Below are 19,345 nucleotides of genomic sequence, written 5' to 3' on the forward strand. Positions count from 1 at the left end.
TTGAAGACGCGCTCGGGACGGAGTGCGTCACCACCACCGACGAGTCAAGGTAAAGAAAAGTTGCAGTAAAGAAGCTAACGATCGGGTAACGCCGGCTCAGCGCTGGGTTCTGGCCTGCTCGGCCGCGTAGGTGTCGGTTCCCCCGTAGCGGACCCGCCACATGCCGCGCTCCCGGCCCGGCAGGCGCCGGTCGAAGCGTCCGGTCTCGCCGGTGGTCACGACTCCGACGGGACGCCAGTCTGCGTCGGCGTCCTGGCGGTAGAGGATCTCCAGCCGCTGCCTGGCGAACGGCGCGAAGTCCGAGACGCCGCTGGGGTCGACCCGGTGCAGCGACCCGCTCAGCCGTACGCCCCGCGCCGGGCCCGCGTCGCTCACGCGCACCGAGCTGAGCTTGGTCTCGCGGCGCAGGTTGAAGGTGGCGTAGGCGGTGACGCTGGTGCCGTCGTCCGCCGTGGCGGTGGCCGTGATGGTCCAGGCGCCCGCGGGATAGAAGCGGTTCAGAGGCTGGGTGGGCAGGAAGCGCCAGGTCTCCCACCTCCCGTCACGGTCGACGGGCTCTCCGTCCGGACCGGCGGACGGCGCGGGCTCCTGCTCCGGTGCCGGCTCGGACGAGGGGTCCGGCGCCCCCGCGAGGTCACCCGCGGACCCACTCGTGGAATCGGTCGCGGTGTCGGTCGCGGCGTCGGTCGCCGGGTCGGCTGCAGTGTCGGCCGCGGCGTCGGCCGCGGCGTCGGTTGTGGCATCGGTTGTGGCGTCGGCGGCTACGGAGTCGGCCGTGGAGTCTGCTGCGGGCTCGACCGTGGAATCGGCCGTGGAGTCGGCCGCAGGTTCAGCCGCAGAATCAGCCGCGGCGTCGGTCGCGGAGTCAGTCGCGGCGTCGGTCGTGGAGTCGGTCGCGGCCGAGGGCTCGAACCAGGGCTCTCCCGGGTGCGGGGGTGGCGGCTCGCCCGGCCAGGAGATCGCCCCTCCTATCACGCCCTCGGTGGACGGGCGCTTCGCGCGCGGGAGTTGGACGCGGCCCTCGCCCCCCTCGTCGGCGGGCGGTGGCGCCACGGGGGGCTTCGGTGCCGCGAACGCGGGAGAGACCTCCTCCGGCGACAGGACACCTGCCGCGGGCTGGTGGACGTTCAGGGGTACCAGCGCCAGCCTCGCCACCGGCGCCTGGGACACGGGGCCGGGGAGCCTGCCGCCCCCGACGGGCTTACGGCCGAGTACCGGGCCCGGCGGAGCGCCCGGCTCGACCTTGATGGTCACGCCGTTCTCCTCGGCTCCGCTGGCCACGACGTCGATCACCAGCTTCACCGAGCCGTGCGGCCCCACCACGGGGTCGCCGGGACGGATCGTGATTTCCTTGATCGCGAGGGGGGCAGGCGCCTCGACCAGAGCGGGACCGGTCAGTGTCCCCGCCACCAGCGATGTGAGCAGGACTGTCTTGGTCATGAGTTGGACGGTAGGAACCGCCCGGCAATGCCCAGGGGCGAGACACACGCCCCTGTTGGCAAAGGTGTCACCCGGAGTAGAGGCCCTCGATCACTTCGGCGTACTTCGCGTGGATCACCCTGCGCTTGAGCTTGAGGCTCGGGGTCAGCTCGGCGGTCTCGGCCGTCCACTCGTGAGGCAGCAGCGCCCACTTCTTGACCTGCTGCACCCTGGCCAGCTTCGCGTTGGCCGCCTCGACGGCCGTCTCGACCGTCTTGACCACGTCGGGGTGCTCGGCCAGCTCGGCCAGCGTGGTGAACGCGATGCCCTGGGCCTGCGCCCAGCCGGGGGCCACCTCGCCGTCGAGGGTGAGGACGGCCACGGGGTAGGGCCGGTTGTCGCCGTAGGCGAGCGCCTGGCCGATGAGCGGGTGCTCCTTGAGGTGGTTCTCGATCGCGGCGGGCGAGATGTTCTCGCCGCCGGCGGTGATGATGAGCTCCTTCTTGCGGTCGACCACCCGGTAGAAGCCGTCGTCGTCGACGGTGCCGATGTCGCCGGTGTGCAGCCAGCCGTCCTCGTCGATCAGCTCTTCGGCCGCCCTGCCGAGGTAGCCGCCGGTGTTGAGCGGGCTGCGGGTGAGGATCTCGCCGTCCTCGGCGATGCGCACCTCGACGCCCGGTTCGGGCCTGCCGACGGTGCCCAGCTTGTAGCAGGCGGGACTGTTGGCGGTGAAGGCGCCGGTGGTCTCGGTCATGCCGTACACGTCGATGACGCGCAGACCGAGCCCGGCGAAGAAGCCCTGCACGTCGTCGGGCAGGGGGGCCGCGCCGGTGGCGGTCCACTCGGCGCGGTCGAAGCCGATCATGCCGCGGACGACCGACAGTAACGCGGCGTCGGCGGCCTCGAAGGCGGCCTGGATCTCGGGGGTGACGGCCCGGCCGTACTGGCCGGCCTCGATGTAGGCGCGGCCCGCGGCCATGGCCTGGCGTGCCTTCTGCTGCTGCTCCTCGGGCTGGGTGGCCAGCAGGGCCTGGAGCTTGGCCATCATCTTCTCCCACACCCGTGGCACCCCGAAGAACATCATCGGCCGCACCTGGCCGAGCGTGGCGCCGAGGGCGGCCAGGTCGGTGCAGAAGTGCACGTGGGAGACCTTGGTCAGCGGCAGGTAGAGGCTGAGGACGCGCTCGGCGATGTGGGCGTAGGTGAGGTAGGAGATCTGGGTGCCCTGCAGGGGCAGGGCGGTCATGCGGTCGGTGGCGGCGCACTCGTAGAAGACGTTGGCGTGGGTGAGCGGCACGCCCTTGGGCATGCCGGTGGTGCCGGAGGTGTACAGGACGGTGAGCACGTCGTCGGCGCCGACCGCCTGCCAGCGGGCCTCGACGGCCGCGGGGTCGACGGCGAGCCTGGCCCGGCCGAGCTCGAGGAAGTCGTCCCAGCTCAGGAAGCGGTCGGTGGAGGACGTGCCGTCCAGCAGGATGATCCTGCGCAGGTCCGGCAGCCGGTCGAGGACGGGCTCCCAGCGGGCCAGGTCGGCGGGGCCGCCGAGGACGGCGTACCTGGCGCCCACGTTGTCGGCGACGAAGGCGATCTGGTCGGGGGCGAAGGTCGAGTAGACCGAGCAGGACGTGCCGCCCGCGTGGACCGCGCCGAGGTCGGCCAGCACGTGCTCGCTGCGGTTGACCATCATCAGCGCCACCGCGTCGCCTGGCTCCATGCCGAGCGCGAGGAAGCCGGCGGCGATCTCCAGGACCCGCTGCCTGGCCCGGCCGTAGGTGAGCGTGCTCCAGCCGCCCTCGACGGGGTCGGAGTAGGCGGGTGAGTCCGGGTACCGCTCGGCGATCTGCTTGAGCTGCTCACATACCGTACGGCCGGCGATCTCCCGCAGGATCTCGGCCTGTACCTCAAGGACATCGGCCATGACGCGCGCCCTCCATGTCAGTGCCCACTTGCATGAGTGGCATGCATCGCATCACACGGCGTTACCCACCGACAAGACCTGGGCAGGGGACAAGAACGCGCCATCACCACCAGTTGTCGACCACATGCGCCGCGTCACCGGGGGGACGGGATGAGGACGGCAGACAAGACCTTTTTCGGACATCCGTGGGGCTTGGCCACGCTGTTCGGCACCGAGATGTGGGAGCGCTTCAGCTTCTACGGCATGCGCGCCATCCTGGCCGCCTTCCTCATGGCCCCGCCCGTCCGCAACGGCCTCGGCCTGCCCGAGGCCACGGCGTTCGCGATCCTCGGCGTCTACCAGGGCATGGTGTACCTGACCGCGCTGCCCGGCGGCTGGGTGGCCGACCGGGTGCTCGGCGCGCGCAGGGCCGTGCTGCTGGGTGGCGTCATCATCATGTGCGGCCACATCAGCATGGCCCTGCCGGTGAGGGGTCCCTTCTTCGTCTACCTCGGCCTGCTGCTCATCGTCTCCGGCACCGGCCTGCTCAAGCCGAACGTCTCCGGCATGGTCGGCTACCTCTACCGGGAGGACGAGGACGCCCGCCGCGACTCCGGCTTCTCGCTGTTCTACATGGGCATCAACATCGGCGCGCTGGCGGGCATCAGCCTCACCCCCGTCCTGGCCGGCGACTCCCACTGGCACCTGGCCTTCGGCGCGGCCGCGGTCGGCATGGCCTTCGGCCTGACCTGGTACGTCCTGGGCAAGCGGAGCCTGCACGGCGCGGGCGAGCGGGTGCCGCAGCCGCTGACGCCGGCCGAGCGGCGGGTGGCCGTCAGGTGGGTGCTGGCCGCCATCGCCGCGCTCGCCGTCATCGCGGCGCTGCTGAGCGCGGCGGGCCTGTTCACCGAGGACGGCATCACCTGGACGGTGACCGCGATCATCGCGTTGGTCACGATCTTCTACCTCAGCTACATCATCCACGGCGGCCACGGCATCACCCCGCTGGAGCGGCGCAGGTTCGGCGCCTACATCTGGCTGTTCTGCGCCGCCGTCATCTTCTGGATGATCTTCGACCTGGCCCCCGGGCCGGTGACCAACTTCGCCATGAAGAGCGTGGACCTGGAGTTCTTCGGGTTCACGATTCCCGCGGGCTGGACCCAGAACCTCAACTCGCTGTTCGTGATCGTCTTCTCGCCGATCTTCGCGGCGCTCTGGCTGACCCGGTGGGGAAGCAGGGTGAGCAGCCCGATGAAGTTCACCTTCGCCCTGTTCATGGCGGGCCTGAGCTTCGTGGTGCTCGCCTCGGCCGCCACCGTCGCCGCCGCCGGGGTCAAGGTCTCCATCCTGTGGCTGGTCGTCATGTACCTCATGCAGACGATCGGCGAGCTGACGCTCAGCCCGGTGGGCCTGTCGGTGTCCACCAAACTCGCCCCCCACCACTTCAAGGGCCAGATCCTCGGCGTGTGGTTCCTGGCGGCCGCGCTCGGCGACGCCATCGGCGGCCAGACCTACCGGCTGACCGCCTTCCTGACGCTCCCGCAGTACTACCTGGTGCTGGGCGGCATCGCCCTGGCCGCCGGCCTGTTCCTGCTGATGTTCGTGGGCAGGCTGAAGGCGTTGATGGGTGACGAGGACGTGGCACCGGGGCAGGCACTGACACACTGACCTTTGTGTCTGAACTGCTCGATCTCGCCGGAATCTTTGTCTTCGCCCTGTCCGGCGCGCTCATGGGCGTCCGCAAGCGCCTCGACGTCGTCGGCATGGCGGTGCTGGCGTCGATGACCGCACTGGGCGGCGGGATCATGCGCGACCTGATCCTCAACGTCCCGCCCGCCGCCTTCCAGAGCCTCGGGTACGTGCTGGTGCCCATCGCCGCGACCGTGATCGTCTTCTTCTGGCATCCGCAGGTCACCCGGATCATGCCGGTCCTGCTGGTGCTCGACGCGGCGGGCCTCGGCCTGTTCTGCGCCGTCGGCACGGAGAAGGCGCTGCTGTACGACCTGTCGCCGCTGCACGCGACCCTGCTCGGCGTCACCACCGCCGTCGGCGGGGGCGTGCTGCGCGACATGCTGGCCGGCGAGATCCCCACCCTGCTCTACGACCGCCAGCTGTACGCCGTGCCCGCGACGCTCGGCTCGGCCGTGATGGCCGCGCTGTTCGAGCTCGACCTGCACGGCTGGCCCGCCGTGCTGGCCTCCGCCGTGCTGGCCTTCGGGCTGCGGATGCTGGCCATGAAGTACGGCTGGCGGGCGCCGCTGGCCAGCGGCGTCAAACCATCCGAATGAGCGGGTCCCTCGGACGGGCGCCGACCGGTCCCCTGGCCCTGGCCGTCGCCAGCCTGGCGACCGCCTCGGTGATCACCTGCGGCGGCTGGGTGTACGGCAGGCGCAGGTAGCCCTCGAGGGTGCCGCTCACGCCGAACCACGGGCCGGGCGCGAGCCTGACCCCGTGGCAGGCGGCGCTCTCGGCCAGCGGGGTGGCGCCCTCGCCGGCCAGCCGTACCCACAGGGTGCCGCCGCCGCGCGGCACGGTGAAGCTCCACTCGGGCAGGTGCTCGCGCAGCGCGGTGACCAGCGCCGCGCGGGAGGCGCCGAGCGAGCGGCGGCGCTCGGCGCGAGCCTCCTCGATGCGGTCGAACAGCCGGGCGACGATGAGCTGCTCGAGCACGGGGCTGGCGATGTCGACGGCCGCGCGGTGCACGGCCAGGCCGCGCGCCAGGGCCGCGCTGGCGCGGATCCAGCCGATGCGCAGCCCGCCCCACCACAGCTTGGACGCGGAGCCGATGGTGATCACCCTGCTGTCGGTGTCGAAGGCGGCCATCGGCGCGGCTCTCGGCACCTCGTCGACCGCCAGCTCCGCCCATGTCTCGTCGACCAGCAGTGTGGTGTCCATACGCCTGGCGTGGCCGACGACGGCGGCGCGGGTGGCGTCGTCCATGAGCGCGCCCGTCGGGTTGTGGAAGTCGGGCATGAGGTAGGCCAGCCGGGCCGCCGACTGCCGCATGGCGCCGGCCAGCAGGTCCACCTGCCAGCCCTCGGCCGAGACGCCGACGGGCACGATGCGGGCCGACCTGTGGCGGGCGGCGTCGATGGCGTGCGGGTAGGTGGGCGACTCGACCACGACCGGGTCGCCGGCACCGACCAGCAGGCTCATGACGAGCTGGAGGGCGTGCTGGGAGCCGGTCGTCACCAGGATCTGCTCGGGGCGGGTGGCCAGGCCGCGGGCGGTGTAGTGGGCGGCGATGCGCTCACGCAGCTCGGGCAGGCCCATGGGGTCGTAGCCGGTGCCCATGCCGTACCTGGGCAGGTCGTGGACGGCCTCGGCGACGGCCTCCGGCAGCAGCGTGGTGGCGGCGGGGGCGGCGCAGTGCAACTGGAGCAGGCCGTCGTCGTCCACCGACAGCCAGGGGTTGTCGGCGCACACCGAGGGGTCGGGCAGCGCCGTCCAGCTGCCCGCGCCCTGGCGGCTGTCGAGGTAGCCCTGCTCGCGCAGCAGGTCGTAGGCGGCGGTCACGGTGGTACGGCTGACGCCGAGTTCCTGGGCCAGGTGTCGTTCGGCGGGCATCCGCATCCGCACCGGCACCCTGCCGTCCCGCACCAGGGCGCGCACCTCCTGGGCCAGCGCCCGGTAGTACGGCCGGGCCGACCGGTCGGCGTCGAGGAGGCGTCCGAGCTGATGGGCGGACAGGTGGCGATCCGACATAAGGCCACTTTCGCTGATTGGCCCTTTTAGCGCAAGCCATTGGCCTTGGAGGATAGCGGCCATTATGAGCGAGATATCCGTACCGTCCCTTGGCTCTCTTCCGTCCCGCCTGGTCCGCCTCTACGGCGGCCTGGCCCTGTACGGCATCGGCATCGGCCTGCAGGTCGAGTCGAACCTCGGCAACGACCCCTGGGACGTCTTCCACGAGGGCCTGGCGATCAGGACCGGCCTGACCATCGGCACCTGGATCATCGCGGTCGGCGCGCTGGTCATGCTGCTGTGGATCCCGCTGCGGCAGAAGCCCGGCATCGGCACGATCAGCAACATCGTCTTCCTGGGCCTGTTCGCCGACGCGGCGATGTTCGTGCTGCCGGCACCCGGCCACTGGGCCCTGGCGTGGACCTACCTGCTGGTGGCGATCGTGGCCGTCGCGCTGGCGACCGTCCTGTACATCGGCGCGGGGATGGGCCCGGGGCCGCGCGACGGCATCATGACCGGCCTGATCAAGCTCGGCCTGTCGGTCCGGCTGTCCCGCTTCCTCATCGAGATCACCGTCGTGGCCGTCGGCTGGCTGCTCGGCGGGACCGTCGGCATCGGCACGCTGCTCTTCGCCGTGGCGATCGGCCCGATCACGCAGTTGTTCACCCGGCGCTTCCCGCTGCCGTCCTGAGCGCGAAGCGGGCCGACACCACGAAATCCACCTGTCTGCCCATGCCTGGCGGTCAAGGTCGCTGTACCGTCGGGTTCATGCGGATCGAGGACTACGCCCTCATCGGAGACATGCAGTCGGCGGCGCTGGTGGCTCGCGACGGGTCGATCGACTGGCTCTGCCTGCCCAGGTTCGACTCGCCGGCCTGCTTCGCGGCGCTGCTCGGCAAGGAGAGCAACGGGCACTGGTGGCTCGGACCCACCGGCCGGCCGGCGGCCGACCGGCGCCGCTACCGGGGCGAGACCCTGATCCTGGAATCGGAGTACGACACCCCCACCGGCACCGTCAGGGTGATCGACTTCATGCCGCCCCGCGACCGCAACCCCGACGTGGTGCGCATCGTCGAGGGTGTGTCCGGCACGGTGGAGATGTCCACCCAGATCAGGATCCGCTTCGACTACGGGAGGATCGTCCCGTGGGTGCGCCGCAGCGACGGCCACCTGCAGGCAATCGGCGGCCCCGACTCCATCTGGCTGCACTCCCCCGTCCCGCTCAAGGGCGGCGACTACGCCCACCGCGCCACCTTCCACGTCAAGGAGGGCGAGCGGCACGCCTTCGTCTTCACCTGGCACCCCTCCCACCAGCCGATGCCGCGGCTGATCTCGGCCGACGAGCACCTCACGCAGACCGAGGAGCTGTGGGGCGAGTGGGTGAGCCAGTGCACCTACAAGGGCCCGTGGCGCGACGCCGTGATCCGCTCGCTCATCACGCTGAAGGCGCTGACCTACGACCCCACCGGCGGCATCGTCGCCGCCCCCACCACCTCGCTGCCCGAGGACCTGGGCGGCGTGCGCAACTGGGACTACCGCTACTGCTGGCTGCGCGACGCCACCATGACGCTCGACGCGCTCATCGGCTCCGGATACCTCGACGAGGCGGCCTCCTGGCGGGCCTGGCTGCTGCGGGCCATCGCGGGCAGGCCGCAGGACCTGCAGATCATGTACGGCGTGGCGGGCGAGCGCCGCCTGCCCGAGATGGAGCTCGGCTGGCTCGACGGCTACGAGGACTCCCGCCCGGTGCGCATCGGCAACGGCGCGGTCAACCAGCTGCAGCTCGACGTCTACGGCGAGGTGCTCAACTGCCTCTACCACTCGCGCACCTCGGGCCTGGCCCCCAGCGACAGGGCGTGGTCCATCCAGCGGGAGCTGCTCGACTACGTCGAGGAACACTGGGACGAGCCCGACGAGGGCCTGTGGGAGGTGCGCGGCCCGCGCCGGCACTTCACGCACTCCAAGGTGATGTGCTGGGTGGCGATGGACCGGGCGATCAAGCAGGTGGAGAACTTCGGCCGCACCGGCCCCGTCGAGCGGTGGCGCGAGGTGCGACAGCGCATCCATGACGAGATCTGCTCCAAGGGCTACGACCCGGTCCGCAACACCTTCACCCAGTCCTACGGCTCCGTCGAGGTCGACGCGTCGCTGCTGCTGCTCCCGGTCGTCGGCTTCCTGCCGGTCGACGACCCCAGGGTGAGCGGCACGGTGAGCGCGATCGAGCGGGAACTGCTGACGGACGGGTTCGTGCTGCGCTACCCGGTCGCCGCCGACAACGACATCGACGGCCTGCCGGGCGGCGAGGGCGCGTTCCTGGCGTGCAGCTTCTGGCTGGTGGAGGTCATGGCCATGCAGGGCCGTACCGAGGAGGCGCGCGAGCTGTTCGAACGGCTGCTGACCCTGCGCAACGACGTGGGGCTGCTGGCCGAGGAGTACGATCCGCGCTACGGCCGCCTGGTCGGCAACTTCCCCCAGGCCTTCTCCCACGTGCCCCTCGTCCACGCGGCCCGCGCCCTGTCATAGCCAGCCCGTCCTGGGCTTGCCTGGGGCCGTCCTGAGGCCCGTTCTGGGTGCTGCCGGGCGCGCTCCCCCGGTCAGGCGGCCAGGCGGGCCAGCACCCTGGCGAACTCGGGCGGCGGGGCCACGACGAGCCGGGTCTGGCCGTCCTGCAGGACGATGTCGGCGCGGATCAGCGTCAGCATGCCGGCGTGCCACCAGTAGACCTGCTGGCTCAGCCCCCCGGCGCGCTCGGCGTGCAGGCGCAGCCGCTCGATGGCGCGCACGACGCCGATGCCGTCGACCGGGTAGAGCAGCAGCGTGGCGGGATCGGGCAGGATGACCAGCACCCCGTCCTCCGGCACGGCGACGTACTGCTCGAGCCAGCGCAGGTGCGCGGCCGCGGCCACGGTACGGCCCGACAGCCGCCAGGCCTGCAGCCCGGCGAGGTCGAGGTGCGAGAGCGTCAGCCGCTCGTCCTGCCGGACGTTGCCCAGCGCCAGGTCCAGCGCCTGGCCCGACGGGATGGGCCAGCATCCGGCCTCCTCGGGCCGCACGAAGCGGGTCCCGACGGTCAGCAGCTCGACCAGGTCGCCGTTGAGTGAGCGGCCGACCACCCTGGTGAGGTCCTCGACCGCGTCGACCGACTCGACCCTGGTGCGCAGCAGCGGCCTGACCTGGTCGAGGTCGCACACGTCGAGCAGGTCGTCGGCGGCGGCCACCGCGTGGCTCAGGTGCTCGGAGACCAGCACGGGCCAGTCCTCGCGGGAGCGGCGGCCCGCCTCGCGGCGCAGGCCCGCCAGCCGTACCAGGATCTCCCTGCCGCCGCCGAGGGTGAGCGAGCCGCCGTCAGGGGCGAACGTGCAGGTGTAGCCGAGGGAGTCGGCGACGAGCGCGAGGAGGGAGTCGAGATCGATGTCCTCGACGGATCTCCGGGAGGGCTCCCGGTCGCGCCTGAAGAACTTCACGCGTCCCCGACCTCCGGAATCGTCGCTTTTCTCCCTATGCGTCTTACACTGCCTGCTCCATGCCACCAAGCAGACCAGTAAGGGAGCACGATTCGGTATCGATAACACCAAGCGCTCCGAGCCACACAGACCTCTGTGGTGTGCCGTGCCCCACGGTCAACCCCCCGATGATCGGCACGCCCAGCGGCCCGAGCCGTTCGGCCAGCACAGGGTAGGGGTCGCCGCACTCCACCCAGGAGCCGAGCGCGATTCCGCGCACGCCGTCGAAGGCGCCGGCCTGCAGCAGCTGGGTGAGCATCCGGTCGATCCGGTACGGCTGCTCGCCGACGTCCTCCAGCAGCACCAGCCTGCCCGCGAAGGACGGCTGGTAGCGGGTGCCGCACAGCGAGGCCAGCAGCGCCAGGTTCCCGCCCGCGAGCACGCCCTGGGCGCGGCCCTCGCGCAGGACCCTGTCGCCCGTGACGGGCGGCGGGGCCGTGGCGAAGAGCGCGGCCCGCAGGTGGTCCCACGTCACCGGCTCCGGCTCGGCCTCGAAGGAGAGCGGACGGCAGGCGGGCATCGGACCGTGGAGCGTGGGCAGGCCGAGCTCGACGCCGAAGACGTGGTGCAGGGCGGTGATGTCGCTGGAGCCGAGCAGGATCTTGGGGCTCGCGGCGCGCATCTCCCGCCAGTCGAGCAGGTCGAGGATCCTGGCCGCGCCGTACCCTCCGCGCGAGCAGAACACCGCCGAGACGGCCGGGTCGCACCAGGCGGCCTGGAGGTCGGCGGCGCGGTCGGCGTCGGTGCCTGCCAGGTAGCCCTCGCGGTCGAGCACGTGCCGGCCCAGGACGACCTTCAGCCCCAGCCCTTCCAGCAGCTTCACCCCCCGCTGCAGCAGCGCCGCGTTCGGCGGCCCTGACGGCGAGACGATGGCGACCGTGTCACCCGCGCCCAGGCGGAGCGGTCCTGATCCGGAGCCGGCGCCCGCTCCCGGGGTCGCCGTGGCCGATGTTGGCGTGGCCGGTTCGTTCACCCGGCAAACGGTGTCACACTTACCTGACGTATGCGACCTCCGCCCCACATTCTCGTGGTCAACGGCATCAAGGTCCGCAGGCCGGTCTTCCTGCTGGGAGCTCCTCATTCCGGCGCGGACCTGCTCGCGCGTGCCCTGAAGCGCTCCCCCGGCTTCCACATGACCATGGGCCGCCAGTCGGTGGCGCACGTGGTGCGCGCCTTCGCCCGCCGCCCGTCCATCGGGCGCAGCTCGGGCGCGGTCAGGGTGCTGCGCGACTCCCTCGCCGAGTCGTGGCAGGTGCTGCCCGGCTCGTGCGGCCAGTGCGCGCTGCCGTGCCGGGAGGCGGGCGGCGTGACCGGCAGCGGTCCCTGCGTCGCCACCGCCACCGTGACACGCTTCGGCGACGCGAGCCCCGACCTGCTCTACAGTGCCGAGGTCCTGCTGCAGGCCTTCCCCGACGCCCGCTTCGTGCAGCTGATCCGCGACGGCCGCGACGTCGCCTGCGACATGGCCGCCGACCCCGACTGCCTGGCCTGGTTCAAGCCGCCGATGATGGCCGACGACACCGAGTTCCCCAACGCCTTCCTCGGGATCAACCGCGACGAGCACCTCGACCGGTGGAAGACCATGCCGACGGCGGGCAAGTGCGCCCTCCGCTGGCGCAGCGCGGTGCGGCTCAGCGCCGCCCTGCGCCGGCAGCTGCCGGCCGAGCAGCTGCTCACCGTCCGCTACGAGGACCTGGTCCACTCCACCGGCGAGAGCGTCGCGGCGCTGTCGGGCTTCCTGGAGACGCGGGTGTCGAAGGTCGCGCTGTACGGCACGCGCATCCCGGAGGTGGGCGGGTGGCGCACCCGGCTGCGTCCCGACGACCGCGAGCTGGTGGAGAAGGTCGCCCGCGAGGAGCTGACCAGGCTCGGCTACCTGTAGGGGGTCGGGCTCGGCTGCCTGTAGGGGCCGGCTCGGCGCGGTGCGGGAGGCGCGGCCGGTGGGGCGCGGGGCGCGGGGTTCAGGACCGCTCGCGCGCCTCGGCGGCGAACTGGGTGCGGTAGAGCTCGGCGTAGGCGCCGCCGCGGGCCAGCAGCTCCTCGTGCCTGCCGCGCTCGGCGATCGTGCCGTCCTGGACGACGAGGATCTCGTCGGCCTCGCGGATCGTCGACAGCCGGTGCGCGATGACCAGCGAGGTGCGCCCCGCCAGCGCCGTCTTCAGCGCCCGCTGCACCGCCGCCTCCGACTCGGAGTCGAGGTGGGCGGTGGCCTCGTCGAGCACGACCACGCTGGGCGCCTTCAGCAGCAGCCGGGCCAGGGCGAGCCGCTGCTTCTCCCCTCCCGACAGCCGGTAGCCGCGGTCGCCGACCACGGTGTCGAGCCGGTCGGGCAGGCCCTCGACCAGGTCGGCGATCTGCGCGGCGCGCAGCGCCTCCCAGATCTCCTCGTCGTCGGCGCCGGGCTTGGCGTAGCGCAGGTTGGCGCCGATGGTGTCGTGGAACAGGTGGGCGTCCTGCATGACGACGCCCACGGTGTCGCGGATGGAGGCGAGAGTGGCGTCGCGCACGTCGAGCCCGTTGAGCCGGACCGCGCCCTCGCCGACGTCGTACAGGCGCGAGACCAGCGAGGTGATGGTGGTCTTGCCCGCCCCTGACGGCCCGACGAGCGCCACCAGCCGCCCCGGCCGGGCGGCGAACGAGACGCCCTTGAGGACGGGATTCGAGGGGCTCGTGTCCTGCCTGGCCACCGACTCCAGGGAGGCCAGCGAGACCTCCTCGGCGGCGGGGTAGCGGAAGTGCACGTCGTCGAACTCGATCGTCACCGGGCCGGCCGGCACCGGACGCGCTTCCTCCTTCTCGGCGACCATGGGCCGCAGGTCGAGCACCTCGAAGACGCGGTCGAAGCTGACCAGCGCGGTCATCACGTCGACGTGGACGTTCGACAGCGAGGTCAGCGGGCCGTACAGGCGCATCAGCAGCGCCGTGAGAGCGACCAGGGTGCCGAGCTCGAAGTAGTCGCCCACGGCCAGGACCCCGCCGATGCCGTAGACCAGGGCCGTGGCCAGGGCGGCGACCAGGCCGAGCGCGACCCTGAAGACGGTGCCGTACATGCCCACGGTGACGCCCACGTCGCGGACCCGGGCGGCGCGCCTGCCGAAGGTGTCGGCCTCCTCCTCCGGCCTGCCGTACAGCTTGGCGACCATGGCGCCGGCCACGTTGAAGCGCTCGGTCATCACCGAGCTCATCTCGGCGTCGAGCTGCATCTGCTCGCGCGTGAGCGCGGACATGCGCCGCCCCACCCACTTGGCGGGGAAGATGAAGATCGGCAGCAGGACCAGGGCGACCAGCGTGACCTGCCACGAGAGCACGAACATCGCGCCCAGCACGAGGACCAGGCTGATGACGTTGGAGACGACCGACGACAGCGTGCTGGTCAGCGCGCGCTGCGCGCCGATGACGTCGGTGTTGAGCCTGGAGACCAGCGCGCCCGTCTGGGCGCGCATGAAGAAGGCCACCGGCATGCGCTGGACGTGGTCGAAGACCTCGGTGCGCAGGTTGTAGATGAGGCCCTCGCCGATGCGGGCGGAGAACCACCGCTGGGCCAGCGTCAGCCCGGCGTCCAGCGCGGCCAGCGCCGCGATCGCGACGGCGAGCCAGACGACGACGTCCGGCCGCTTGGGCAGGATGCCGTCGTCGATGATGGCCTTCATCAGCAGCGGGTTGGCGACCACGATGACCGCGCCGGCGACCACCAGCACCAGGAAGGCGGTGATCAGACCGCCGAAAGGCCGGGCATGGCCGGCTATCCGCCTGACCGTGCCAGGCCGGAGCCGCTGCTTCATGACCGACTCGTCACGGCGCAGCGATCGCATCGTCTGGGGCGCGAAGCCCCCACCCATCATCGTCATCGGCAATCTCAGCACCCGCTGGGCGGCACCGATTCCCTGATCAGCTCCCGGCGAACAGTGTCCTGATCCTGACCTGCTGCTCGGCCCGCTCGGCCGCCGCCTGCTCCTCCAGGGTGCGCCCCGCCGCGCCCTGGAGCAGCCGCTTGGTGGCCGTGGCCGCGTCGCGGTTGGTCGAAAGCAGCTCGGCCGCCTTGTCCTGTACGGCCTGCGCCAGCCCTTCCCTGCTGACGACCCGTTCGGCCAGCCCGATCCTGAACGCCTCCTCGGCGCCCACGACCCTGGCCGTGAGACAGATGTCGATCGCCTTGGCCGTGCCGACCAGATCGACAAGGGGCTTAGTCCCCGTCAGGTCGGGCACGAGCCCGAGCGCGGGTTCCTTCATGCAGAACTTGACGTCTTCGGCCACGATCCGCAGGTCACAGGCGAGCGCCAGCTGGAATCCGGCGCCGATGGCGTGACCGTGAACCGCGGCGATGGAGACGATCTCCGGACGGCGCAGCCACAGGAAACCCTGCTGGGCCTGTTCGATCCGCTGCTCGAAAGACTTCTCGTCGAGTTGTGCCGTCGAGCTGAACGAGCCCTGTCCTGGCACCCCCTCGGGTGTGAACATCCGCAGGTCGATCCCTGCTGAGAAGGACGGTCCCTCACCTTGGACCACGACGATTCGAACCTGCTCGGGCAGGTCGTCACCGATCCGAGCCAGAGCCGACCAGGTAGCGAACGTCTGTGCGTTCCGCTTGTCCGGCCGATCCAGCGTGATCGTCGCGATCTCACCGTCCACCTCGTAGCGCAGACCGGCCTCCTCGAAGGAGACGTCCGCCGCACTCCCCCCAAGCGTCGCTTCCGCCATCGCTCACTCCCGCGTGGTCACGGGTAGCGTCCCGACCTGTGACGGTCGGGTCCGCTCCCTCGCTGGTCCGTCGCGCCCGAGCCTACCGATTCCCTAGAATGAGGTTCTAGTAGGGCCCGGGCGGGACGGCACGCTGACTGGGAGACGAGCGGCTGCGGTCGCGCGTATCCGAGGCGGCCTCAGCGCTTGGACTTGCCTCGGGTGGCCCCGCCGCGTCCGCGCAGAGTCACACCGGACTCGCTGAGGATGCGGTGGATGAACCCGTATGACCGGCCGGTCGAAGCGGCCAGGGCGCGGATGCTCTCACCCGCGGCGTAGCGCTTCTTCAGATCGCCGGCCAGTTTCTCACGGTCGGCCCCGGTGACCCGGGTGCCTTTCTTCAGAGTCTCGGCCACGAGTACCTCCTGTAGTGCCAGACTTCCGCAGCGTTACTCCGCCATGATCAGTCATTTCAGCGGGATCGGCTACCTACTCCAGGGGAAAAGATCCCTACCCGCTCAAATTAAGATCAGGCAAGTGCCACAAGATCGGAAAATTCAGCGCTCCAAGCGTCTTCAGTTCCGTCAGGTAGCAAGATCACCCTATCGGGTTGCAGCGCCTCAACAGCACCCTCGTCGTGCGTAACCAGGACGATCGCCCCAGAATAGGACCTAAGTGCCGAAAGTACCTGCTCTCTGCTGACGGGGTCGAGGTTGTTCGTGGGCTCGTCGAGAAGGAGGACGTTGGCGCTCGAGAGCACCAGGATGGCCAGGGCGAGACGGGTCTTCTCGCCGCCCGACAGCACGCCGGCCGGCTTGTCGACGTCGTCGCCGGTGAACAGGAACGAGCCGAGCACCTTGCGCAGCTCGGTGTCGGTGAACGTGCCGCCCGCCGACTGCATGTTCTCCAGCAGCGTGCGATCGCCGTCGAGGGTCTCGTGCTCCTGGGCGTAGTAGCCGACCTTGAGGCCGTGACCCGGCTTGACCTCGCCGGTGTCGGGCTTCTCGATGCCGCCGAGCAGCCGTAGCAGCGTGGTCTTGCCGGCGCCGTTCAGGCCGAGGATGACGACCCTGCTGCCCCGGTCGACGGCCATGCTGACATCGGTGAAGATCTCCAGCGAGCCGTACGACTTGGACAGGTCCTCGGCCGTCAGCGGCGTCTTGCCGCAGGGCAGCGGGTCGGGGAAGCGCAGCTTGGCGACCTTGTCGCTCTTGCGCACCTCCTCGGTGCCCGACAGCAGGCGGTTGGCGCGGCGCATCATGTCCTGGGCGGCCTTGGCCTTGGTGGCCTTGGCGCGCATCTTGTCGGCCTGCGACAGCAGGGCGTTGGCCTGCTTCTCGGCGTTGGCGCGCTCGCGCTTGCGACGCTTCTCGTCGGTCTCGCGCTGGGCGAGATAGGCCGTCCAGCCGACGTTGTAGATGTCGATCACGCTGCGGTTGGCGTCGAGGTGGAGGACCTTGTTGACCGTCGCTTCAAGTAGACCAACGTCGTGGCTGATGATCACCAAGCCTCCCTGATGGGAGCGCAAAAAATCCCGAAGCCACCCAATTGAGTCGGCATCTAGGTGGTTTGTCGGTTCGTCCAGAAGGAGAGTTTCTGCACCGCTGAAGAGAATTCGGGAGAGTTCGACCCTTCTGCGCTGGCCGCCGGACAGGGTCTCCAGCGGCTGCTTGAGCACCCGGTCGGGCAGCCCGAGGCTGGAGGCGATGGAGGCCGCCTCCGACTCGGCCGCGTAGCCGCCGAGGACGTGCATCTGGTCCTCGAGCCTGCCGTAGCGCTTGACCGCCCGGTCGCGCACCTTCGGGTCGTCGCTGGTCATGCCCTCCTCGGCGGCGCGCAGCTTGCGCAGCACCTCGTCGAGGCCGCGGGCCGACAGGATGCGGTCGCGGGCCAGCACCTGGAGGTCGCCCGCACGGGGGTCCTGGGGGAGGTAGCCGATGCTGCCGGAGGCGGTGACCGTGCCCGCGGCGGGGACACCCTCACCCGCGAGCACCTTGGTCAGGGTGGTCTTGCCCGCACCGTTGCGGCCGACAAGGCCGATCTTGTCACCGGGGTTGACGCGGAACGTCGCGTTCTCGATGAGCAGGCGCGCTCCCGCGCGCAGCTCGATATCACTGGCGATGATCATGGTTAGGAGGACACTCCCGGGCTAGGAAAGTCGGTCAGGCGGCGGGGGCCGGTCAATCGGGAGTGTGCATGGGGATCAGTGTACGGGCCGGGGCACGCCTCCTCCCCTTGTTAACGGGCTGGGCGGGGCAGGGCTTCCCGTGACGGCGAGAAGGGCGGCCCGCGGGCCGCCCTTCTCCTCGATCTTCGGTTCTCCCCCGAGGGGACTCAGCGGGCCGGACCGGCCGCCCGTCCATGGACCGGGCCGGTCCCGGTGAACCGGCGCGGAGTTTCGGGTGTGCCGACCCCGGGACCCCGGTTCCGGCCGGGTGGGCTGGGTCGGGGTCCCGGGTTCCGGCCGGGTGAGCCGGGTCAGGGTCCGGGGGCCGGGGGCGTTTCGGTGCTGGTCGGTCAGAGGCGGGTGATGCGGACGGCGTCGGCTATGACGTAGCCGGTGCCGGAGGTCCAGCGGCTGACGCCGACGACGTCGCGATCACCGGCGTTGAGCGTGAAGGTGCCGATGCTGCGCCAGCCGCCGCCGCCCGACCGCTGGTCGACGTAGACCGTCTGGTTGCCGCTGGAGGTGGCCACGATGTAGGGGGCCGAGCTGTTGTAGCCCGGGTCGGAGGGGTACCAGACCTCGACCCGGTAGCTGCCCATGCTGGGCAGGTTGGCCCGGTACCATGCGGGGTCGCTGGCCGCCACGGGGTTGGCGAAGCGGTAGTCGGCGCCGTAGCGCTGGGCGGAGTAGCTGGAGGTGCCCCAGTTGCCGCTGGCGGTGAACGCGCCGGTGTTGTCGATCGTGGTGGACCACGAGCCGCCGCCACCGCCGGTCACGTACGACATGTAGGTGGTCCAGTTCCAGTACTGGCCCGGGTCGGTGTGCGTGGCGCCGGGGACCTCGTTGTGGCCGATGATGTGGGCGCGGTCCTTAGGGATGCCGTACTTGTCGCAGATGTTGCGGGTCAGGGCGGCCGAGGCCCGGTACATCGCGTCGGTGAACCACGAGGCGTCGCTGATGAAGCCCTCGTGCTCGATGCCGATGGAGCGGGTGTTGTAGGACCAGTTGCCCGCGTGCCAGGCGACGTCCTTCTCGCGGACCATCTGGGTGATGGCGCCGTCGGAGGAGCGGACCACGTAGTGCGCCGAGACCTGGGCGCTCGGGTTCTGGAACCAGGAGATCGTCCCGGCGTAGGAGCCCTGGGTCACGTGGATGACCACCCGGTCGATGGCGTAGCTCGACGGACGGCTCGACGCGGTGTAGTTGCTGGAGCTGGCGGGCACCCAGCTGGCGTTCGGGTAGTCGGGGCTGGCGGCGGCCACGGCGTTCGTGTCCTTGGCGTTCAGGTCCTTGACCGTGGCGTACCGTCCACGCTCGGCGGTGACCTCCCGGGGCGCCACGCGCAGGCCCTTGGCCTTGAAGCCGAGGCCGAGCATCTCGTAGACGGCGTCGGCGTAGAGGCGGGCGAGCTCGGGCGAGGTGGCGTTGCCGTACGCGGCGACGGCCTCGTACCAGCGGCCCTCCTCCTTCCTGGCGGCCTCGTCGAGGCCGAGGCCGTCGGCGAGGGAGCGCAGGACCGCGGCGCCGCCGAGGATGTTGGCCTCGGTGTCGGCGCGCAGCTTCTCCACCGGCAGGCCGGTGAGTTCGGCGGCCTTCTCCAGCGTGTGCGTGGTGGGGTTGCTGACCAGGTGCATCACGCCGTAGCCGCCGCTGGCGCTCGGCTCGCCGTTGTGGCCGTCGAGGTGGGTCTCGGCGTAGGCGATGGCGGCGAGCAGGTCGCGGGGGACGTCGTGGGCGGCGGCGGCCTTGTCGAAGGCGGCGCCGAGGGGTGTCGCCCGGTCGGCGACGGCAGGCTGACCGGTAAGGACGAGGAGGGCGGAGAGGGCAGAGGCGACAAGAGCGGCTAATCGGGTCATGAGCGCTCCTCGAGCAGGGGGTGTGGCTGCACATTAAGGGCTCTTCATGACAGATGTCGATAATTGACATTACCGCGATTGTGGATGAAAATTTCCGTCCTTCGCCGAGGAGGGGATGACCGCCGGGCGCCGGCCACGCGCC

General features: G+C 70.8%; 15 protein-coding genes. 5 read left to right on the plus strand and 10 right to left on the minus strand.

All coding sequences use genetic code 11. The annotated features are described in order from the left end of the window. Positions 1-96 precede the first annotated feature (96 nt). Positions 97-1,440, minus strand: a complete 1,344-nt coding sequence (locus ABZX22_RS09030; protein WP_354907056.1) for a hypothetical protein — start codon at positions 1,438-1,440, stop codon at positions 97-99. 67 nt (positions 1,441-1,507) lie between these two features. After that, positions 1,508-3,337, minus strand: coding sequence for a long-chain fatty acid--CoA ligase (locus ABZX22_RS09035; RefSeq protein WP_354907057.1), 1,830 nt, complete (start codon positions 3,335-3,337; stop codon positions 1,508-1,510). A 150-nt stretch (positions 3,338-3,487) separates the two neighbouring features. Here ABZX22_RS09035 and ABZX22_RS09040 point away from each other — a divergent pair, with 150 nt between their 5' ends. Together ABZX22_RS09040 and ABZX22_RS09045 are read left to right on the plus strand one after the other, a co-directional pair. Next, positions 3,488-4,984 (plus strand): oligopeptide:H+ symporter, encoded by a 1,497-nt coding sequence (locus ABZX22_RS09040; protein WP_354907058.1) that lies wholly within the window; start codon positions 3,488-3,490, stop codon positions 4,982-4,984. 5 nt (positions 4,985-4,989) lie between these two features. Continuing rightward, positions 4,990-5,604 carry a trimeric intracellular cation channel family protein gene (locus tag ABZX22_RS09045; RefSeq protein WP_354907059.1) on the plus strand — a complete coding sequence of 205 codons (615 nt, stop codon included), beginning with the start codon at positions 4,990-4,992 and terminating at the stop codon, positions 5,602-5,604. Here ABZX22_RS09045 and ABZX22_RS09050 read toward each other — a convergent pair. Further along, positions 5,588-7,021, minus strand: a complete 1,434-nt coding sequence (locus ABZX22_RS09050; protein WP_354907060.1) for a PLP-dependent aminotransferase family protein — start codon at positions 7,019-7,021, stop codon at positions 5,588-5,590. The genes ABZX22_RS09045 and ABZX22_RS09050 overlap by 17 nt on opposite strands. 64 nt (positions 7,022-7,085) lie before the next feature. Between ABZX22_RS09050 and ABZX22_RS09055 the strand changes: the two genes are divergently transcribed. Both ABZX22_RS09055 and ABZX22_RS09060 read left to right on the plus strand, forming a co-directional pair. Beyond that, positions 7,086-7,691, plus strand: a complete 606-nt coding sequence (locus ABZX22_RS09055) for a hypothetical protein (protein ID WP_354907061.1) — start codon at positions 7,086-7,088, stop codon at positions 7,689-7,691. Between the two features lie 77 nt (positions 7,692-7,768). Next, a complete protein-coding gene (locus ABZX22_RS09060) occupies positions 7,769-9,523 on the plus strand; it encodes a glycoside hydrolase family 15 protein (RefSeq protein ID WP_354907062.1) in 1,755 nt (584 codons plus the stop codon). Positions 9,524-9,594: 71 nt separating this feature from the next. Here ABZX22_RS09060 and ABZX22_RS09065 read toward each other — a convergent pair whose 3' ends face one another. After that, positions 9,595-10,464, minus strand: a complete 870-nt coding sequence (locus ABZX22_RS09065) for a hypothetical protein (protein ID WP_354907063.1) — start codon at positions 10,462-10,464, stop codon at positions 9,595-9,597. Between the two features lie 43 nt (positions 10,465-10,507). Beyond that, complete coding sequence (locus ABZX22_RS09070) at positions 10,508-11,476, minus strand: LD-carboxypeptidase (protein ID WP_354907064.1); 969 nt, start codon at positions 11,474-11,476, stop codon at positions 10,508-10,510. A gap of 30 nt (positions 11,477-11,506) precedes the next feature. Here ABZX22_RS09070 and ABZX22_RS09075 point away from each other — a divergent pair, with 30 nt between their 5' ends. Continuing rightward, positions 11,507-12,385, plus strand: a complete 879-nt coding sequence (locus tag ABZX22_RS09075; RefSeq protein WP_354907065.1) for a sulfotransferase — start codon at positions 11,507-11,509, stop codon at positions 12,383-12,385. Between the two features lie 79 nt (positions 12,386-12,464). On the opposite strand, the gene ABZX22_RS09080 is transcribed toward ABZX22_RS09075, so the two are convergent. From ABZX22_RS09080 to ABZX22_RS09100, 5 genes are all read right to left on the minus strand, one after another. Continuing rightward, positions 12,465-14,351: an ABC transporter ATP-binding protein gene (locus ABZX22_RS09080; RefSeq protein WP_354907066.1), complete on the minus strand. Its 1,887-nt coding sequence runs from the start codon at positions 14,349-14,351 to the stop codon at positions 12,465-12,467. Between the two features lie 40 nt (positions 14,352-14,391). After that, positions 14,392-15,201 (minus strand): enoyl-CoA hydratase/isomerase family protein, encoded by an 810-nt coding sequence (locus ABZX22_RS09085; RefSeq protein ID WP_354907067.1) that lies wholly within the window; start codon positions 15,199-15,201, stop codon positions 14,392-14,394. 179 nt (positions 15,202-15,380) lie between these two features. Beyond that, the gene (locus ABZX22_RS09090) at positions 15,381-15,596 is read right to left on the minus strand and encodes a helix-turn-helix domain-containing protein (RefSeq protein ID WP_020547488.1); all 216 of its coding nucleotides are present in this window, start codon (positions 15,594-15,596) and stop codon (positions 15,381-15,383) included. Positions 15,597-15,709: 113 nt separating this feature from the next. Beyond that, positions 15,710-17,308 carry an ABC-F family ATP-binding cassette domain-containing protein gene (locus ABZX22_RS09095; protein ID WP_354907068.1) on the minus strand — a complete coding sequence of 533 codons (1,599 nt, stop codon included), beginning with the start codon at positions 17,306-17,308 and terminating at the stop codon, positions 15,710-15,712. A 389-nt stretch (positions 17,309-17,697) separates the two neighbouring features. Then, complete coding sequence (locus tag ABZX22_RS09100; RefSeq protein WP_354907069.1) at positions 17,698-19,203, minus strand: N-acetylmuramoyl-L-alanine amidase; 1,506 nt, start codon at positions 19,201-19,203, stop codon at positions 17,698-17,700. Positions 19,204-19,345: the final 142 nt, after the last annotated feature.

The sequence above is a fragment of the Nonomuraea sp. NPDC003804 genome, from assembly GCF_040610675.1.
Lineage (GTDB): Bacteria > Actinomycetota > Actinomycetes > Streptosporangiales > Streptosporangiaceae > Nonomuraea.

What these genes read in the sequence shown, in the direction of transcription:
- ABZX22_RS09035 (WP_354907057.1), bottom strand. Translation starts at nt 3,337, where the DNA reads ATGGCCGATGTCCTTGAGGTACAGGCCGAGATCCTGCGGGAGATCGCC.
- ABZX22_RS09085 (WP_354907067.1), bottom strand. Translation starts at nt 15,201, where the DNA reads ATGGCGGAAGCGACGCTTGGGGGGAGTGCGGCGGACGTCTCCTTCGAG.
- ABZX22_RS09050 (WP_354907060.1), bottom strand. Translation starts at nt 7,021, where the DNA reads ATGTCGGATCGCCACCTGTCCGCCCATCAGCTCGGACGCCTCCTCGAC.
- ABZX22_RS09075 (WP_354907065.1), top strand. Translation starts at nt 11,507, where the DNA reads ATGCGACCTCCGCCCCACATTCTCGTGGTCAACGGCATCAAGGTCCGC.
- ABZX22_RS09095 (WP_354907068.1), bottom strand. Translation starts at nt 17,308, where the DNA reads ATGATCATCGCCAGTGATATCGAGCTGCGCGCGGGAGCGCGCCTGCTC.
- ABZX22_RS09080 (WP_354907066.1), bottom strand. Translation starts at nt 14,351, where the DNA reads ATGACGATGATGGGTGGGGGCTTCGCGCCCCAGACGATGCGATCGCTG.
- ABZX22_RS09030 (WP_354907056.1), bottom strand. Translation starts at nt 1,440, where the DNA reads ATGACCAAGACAGTCCTGCTCACATCGCTGGTGGCGGGGACACTGACC.
- ABZX22_RS09055 (WP_354907061.1), top strand. Translation starts at nt 7,086, where the DNA reads ATGAGCGAGATATCCGTACCGTCCCTTGGCTCTCTTCCGTCCCGCCTG.
- ABZX22_RS09100 (WP_354907069.1), bottom strand. Translation starts at nt 19,203, where the DNA reads ATGACCCGATTAGCCGCTCTTGTCGCCTCTGCCCTCTCCGCCCTCCTC.
- ABZX22_RS09060 (WP_354907062.1), top strand. Translation starts at nt 7,769, where the DNA reads ATGCGGATCGAGGACTACGCCCTCATCGGAGACATGCAGTCGGCGGCG.
- ABZX22_RS09040 (WP_354907058.1), top strand. Translation starts at nt 3,488, where the DNA reads ATGAGGACGGCAGACAAGACCTTTTTCGGACATCCGTGGGGCTTGGCC.